1 protein-coding gene is annotated in these 706 nt (G+C 37.8%); it reads right to left on the bottom strand.

The features are described from left to right. Window positions 1–237, bottom strand: a 237-nt coding sequence (locus ACS8FD_RS20595; protein ID WP_439277236.1) for an NUDIX domain-containing protein, incomplete at its 3' end; no start/stop codon positions are given. Window positions 238–706: the final 469 nt, after the last annotated feature.

Genomic DNA, 706 nt, shown 5'->3' with positions numbered 1-706 from the left:
CAAACGGTAACGCAACCAATCTTGCGTTACTGCCAATAAATCTACGTGACGAGGATATAGTCCGACCTCTTCCCAGAGCTCCCGATACATTGCATCCATCGGCGTCTCCCCGCGGTCGATACCGCCTTGCGGGAACTGCCAAGCGTTGTGACCAATACGTTTCGCCCACAGTACTTGCCCCTGTGTATTTGCCAAGATGATGCCGACATTGGCGCGAAAGCCGTCTGCATCTATCATGAACAAACCCTTAAAGTTGTTTAAAATAGCTTATCTCAATAGCATAAAAATATAGCAATCATAATTATTGTTAGGTGAACGGTATACTCATACTAGTAAAACAAGCTTTATTACCATCATTAAACCAAGAAATAGACCAAATGTGTAACAGTATTTTGCTATAAAATGTTTCGTGAATTTAAACGTTAAAAATCAGTCACTTAAGCAAAGGGTTTTATAGGGTTTATAAAACCCTCACTTTCATGAGCTAAGAGGAAAAGTACAGTAAGATTTAGTGATATCGTTAAAGTAATAAAATGACTTAAGTTGTATGACAGATCGTCTATAAAACCTTGTTTTATCCTATGCTAAACTAACCTTGTACTGTTAGTATTCTCAAATATAAAAATATCTAAGCGTTTTAACCAAAGTTTATGAAAGGATAGCAAACAATGGCAGAGTCAAAAGCGAGCGTTACCTGGCAAGAAAA

Source organism: Psychrobacter sp. 1U2 (genome assembly GCF_051847575.1).
Note: the sequence above shows the minus strand (reverse complement) of the source record. Positions and strands in the feature narration are given on the sequence as shown.